Raw genomic sequence first — 3971 nt, 5'->3', positions numbered from 1 at the left:
AATTCTATCCCAAAAATAATACCTAAAAGCAGACACCTTGAAAGGGCTGGTCCTATTAAATTAGCGATCGCTCCTCATAAAATTTCCTATATCAAAAGTAACTGGCTAACAGCTATTTCTTTAGTGTTGCCAGCATTGCGTACTTTTCGGATTATCCGAGTCATCAAAATACTACAAACAACAAGGGCTGTGCGGGGATTACAACTGTTGCGAGTTATGACTCGTGCTAACCGAGGAATGAGGGTTCTGGCAGCAAGTGTAAGCCGTCGAGGGTTTGGTTATGTTGTGGCGTTAACAATGATTGTTACTTTAATAGGAGCAGTAGGGATGTATGCGTTTGAGAATGAAGTGCCTGTAGAATCTGGACTGCACAACTATGCCACTGCTTTATGGTGGACAGCAATGCTCATAACAACAATGGGTTCTGAGTATTGGCCCAAAACGCCCGAAGGTCGGGTGCTTTGTTTTTTCTTAGCGTTATATGCATTTGCCGTGTTTGGCTATGTTACTGCGACTCTGGCGACGTTTTTTATTGGCCGTGATGCTGATGATGATGAAGCAGAGTTAGCTGGAGCAAAATCGATTCAAATGCTTCAGAGAGAAATCGCAGCATTGCGGGGGGAAATTCAAGAATTATTGCATCAAAATTCTGAGCGTTAACGTTAGCAAAAATTAACTAGTGAGGAAACTACATGAATGCAGAAATCTCGACAGCTTGGGATAAGATTCAAACTATGATTAACGGTTTGATAGCTTTGCTACCAAACATTGTATTAGGGTTAATTGTCTTCATCTTCTTTTTATTTGTTGCTAGCAGAATTAAGGCACTAGTTAAGCGGCTAACTCGCAATCGTCGTTCTGCGCGAAATTTAGGTCTAGTACTAGGAAGGTTAGCGCAGGGGTTGACAATTCTGATTGGGTTGTTTATCGCCCTTTCCATTGTGATTCCTACATTTCAAGCTGGTGATTTGATACAATTGTTGGGAATTAGTGGTGTTGCAATTGGTTTTGCTTTCCGCGATATTTTGCAAAATTTCTTAGCTGGAATTTTAATTCTGCTCACTGAACCTTTTCAAATTGATGACCAAATTGTTTTTAAAGGCTTTGAAGGAACGGTCGAAAATATTGAGACACGCGCAACAACAATCAGAACTTATGACGGTCGGCGGATTGTCATTCCGAACTCAGAATTATTTACTAATTCTGTAACTGTAAACACTGCCTTTGATAATCGGCGATTAGAGTATGATGTGGGCATTGGCTACAACGACGACATTGACCGTGCCAAGCAGTTAATGCTAGACGCAATGCTTAGTGTAGATGAGGTTTTAAAAGACCCGGCTCCTGATGTACTAGCAATGGAACTAGCCGAAAGCACTGTCAACATCCGGGTACGCTGGTGGGTTCATCCACCACGACGGGCAGATAATCTGATTTCGCGGGATAAAGTGATTATTGCAATCAAGAAAACGCTTGTTGCAAACGGTATTGATTTGCCCTTCCCAACTCAACAAATTCTGTTCCACGACCAGACCGAAGAGACAGATGGAAACCGTTCCCGTCAGCGTGAAGGTTGGCCATCTGGTAAAGGTGAAGTACCTAAGCCTCGGCGTATCAGCGATTCGCTCAGGTTACTTGCTCAAGCACGCTCCTCAGAAGATAACAACGGTAAAGTAGATTCTCAAACCAACGAACAATGAAAAATGTCAAGATAAGCAAACTGTGGGATCAACTCCACTCAAGTTATTGGTTCATACCGGCGGTTATGGCGGTAGTAGCTACTGCTTTAGCTTTCACAATGCTTAATCTTGACCGCACAGGCAAGGTAGACATTGATTATTGGTGGGTTTACGGTGGTGGAGCAGATGGAGCGCGATCGCTGTTAGGATCGGTTGCAGGTTCGATGATTAGCGTTGCTGCTACAGCCTTTTCAATTACAATTGTGGCGCTTCAGTTGGCTGCTTCCAATTTCGGGCCGCGACTTCTGCGTAATTTTATGCAGGATACAGGTAATCAAGTTGTACTAGGCACATTTATTAGTACGTTCATTTACTGCTTGTTCGTACTGCGAACAATTCATGGAGAAGGAGATGGATACGAACAGTATGTGCCACAACTTTCAGTTACAGTCGGCACTTTACTCGCAATCATTAGCATTAGTGTTTTGATTTATTTTATCCATCATGCTTCAACAATAATTCAGGCATCTCACGTAATCGAAAATGTTAGTGAGGATTTACATTCAGCAATTAAGCGGCTATTTCCAGAAAGAATTGGGCATGGTGAACCAGAACACAGACAAAGAATTGAAGAAATTCCCATGTCTTTTGAGGAGGAAGCTTTACCAATTCGAGCTAATGGCACTGGTTATTTACAAGCAATTGATGACGAAGAATTGATGAAAATTGCTTGTAAACATAATTTGCTAGTACGCCTTAAGGTTAGACCAGGGAAATTTCTAATTCAAGGTAGCGATTTAGCATTGGTTTTTCCTGGAAAAAAAGTAAATAAAAAACTTACCAAACAAATCAATGATGCTTTTATTTTGGGCAAAGAACGTACAGAACAACAGGATATAGAGTTTCCAATTGATCAATTAGTAGAAATTGCTCTGCGTGCCATTTCCCCTGGAATAAATGATCCATTTACTGCAATTCGCTGTATTGACCGAATTAACGCTGGATTGTGCCACTTAGTTCAAAGAGATTTCCCTTCGCCCTACCGCTACGATAAAAATAACAAATTGCGTTTCATTGCTGAAGGAGTAGATTTTCAAGGATTGGTTGATCGTGCTTTTAACCAAATTCGGCAGTATGGAAAGTCGGATGCAGGAGTAACTATTCGTTTGTTAGAAGCTATATCTACTATTGCTACCTACACTAATAATTCTAAATATCAAGCAAGCCTGCGCCATCATGCTGACATGATTTTACAAGATAGCCGTGAAGGACTATCACAAGAACAAGACTACAAAGATGTAGAAGAGAGTTATTATCAGGTCATTAAAAATTTAAATAATGATGACAATAATAAGGATTGGGATTAATCAGAAGAATGGCGTTTTAAATTAATATTTTTGAGGTAATAATTATGAAAATTCTGAATTGGAAAGGTTATCGAACTATCGCATGGATAGGACAGGCTGTATTAACAATTTTTGTCATAGCCGCAGCAGTTCAAGGTAAATGGTCAAATGCCTTGGGGCTTGCAGTCTTCCTTGTTCTATCCTTTGTGTTTGTCATCCGAGATGATAAATTACCCACTTTATTTGATTTTTTGTTTGTGTTGGCTGCATTGCTCAATGCTACTGGTTGGGTATGGGATTTATTTGGTATGCCAGGCCCCTATGACGAAATTGTTCATGCTTATACGACTTCTGCAATTACCCTGGCACTTAGTTTTTTAGTGTATGGTTCAATGTTGAATATATTTCGGAATCATACACTTTTGTATCTAGTTACAATTACCAGTTTTGGAATTGCTATTGGTGCTTTGTGGGAAGTCACAGAATGGTCTGCTGGTAAAATTCTCAGTACTCAAGTAATTGAAAGCTTGGATGATACCATTATAGATTTAATTATGGACAGTCTCGGTGCTGGATTAGCAGCTTTAATTAGCCTTTGGGCGTTGCGAAACTGGACAAGTCGTAATGCAGAGGCAAATCATTCGCAAACTGAGACATACATTTAAATTACATAATATTTAACACTTGAAATAACGATGAATACATCAAAAAATAATTTTTTGACGCGCAAACTAACAACTCATCTGCTGCTACCTTTTATCGGCATAACGGGAGGATTTTTGAGTAGCTGTTCAACAGATTTTTCTGGAAAAGTTCGTCCTTCAATTGTTACTTCTCCAACAGTTAAGGAAACACAAAATCAAAGTTCGCGTCCTCTAACACCAACTGCTGATACCAATTCTATGTGAGGCTGCATAGAACCGTAAAATAGAGAGCAGGAAAGAAT

The 3971-nt window shown here is 40.0% G+C and carries 5 protein-coding genes; all 5 read left to right on the top strand.

What is annotated here, in order from left to right; genetic code table 11:
- A partial coding sequence (locus ABF638_RS37030) for an ion transporter (RefSeq protein ID WP_435027729.1) occupies nt 1–660 on the top strand: 660 nt, incomplete at its 5' end.
- A gap of 32 nt (nt 661–692) precedes the next feature.
- Entirely contained in the window at nt 693–1700 is a 1008-nt protein-coding gene (locus ABF638_RS37025) for a mechanosensitive ion channel family protein (RefSeq protein ID WP_435027728.1), read from the top strand.
- Nucleotides 1697–3046, top strand: a complete 1350-nt coding sequence (locus tag ABF638_RS37020; protein ID WP_435027727.1) for a DUF2254 domain-containing protein — start codon at nt 1697–1699, stop codon at nt 3044–3046. Before ABF638_RS37025 ends, ABF638_RS37020 begins: the two co-directional genes overlap by 4 nt.
- Before the next feature lie 44 nt (nt 3047–3090).
- Nucleotides 3091–3690, top strand: coding sequence for a hypothetical protein (locus ABF638_RS37015; protein WP_435027726.1), 600 nt, complete (start codon nt 3091–3093; stop codon nt 3688–3690).
- Between the two features lie 30 nt (nt 3691–3720).
- Nucleotides 3721–3933, top strand: a complete 213-nt coding sequence (locus tag ABF638_RS37010) for a hypothetical protein (RefSeq protein ID WP_435027725.1) — start codon at nt 3721–3723, stop codon at nt 3931–3933.
- Nucleotides 3934–3971: the final 38 nt, after the last annotated feature.

It is taken from the genome of Nostoc sp. CALU 1950 (assembly GCF_051172895.1).
In the GTDB taxonomy this organism is placed as follows: Bacteria; Cyanobacteriota; Cyanobacteriia; order Cyanobacteriales; family Nostocaceae; genus Nostoc; species Nostoc edaphicum_A.
Note: the sequence above shows the minus strand (reverse complement) of the source record. Positions and strands in the feature narration are given on the sequence as shown.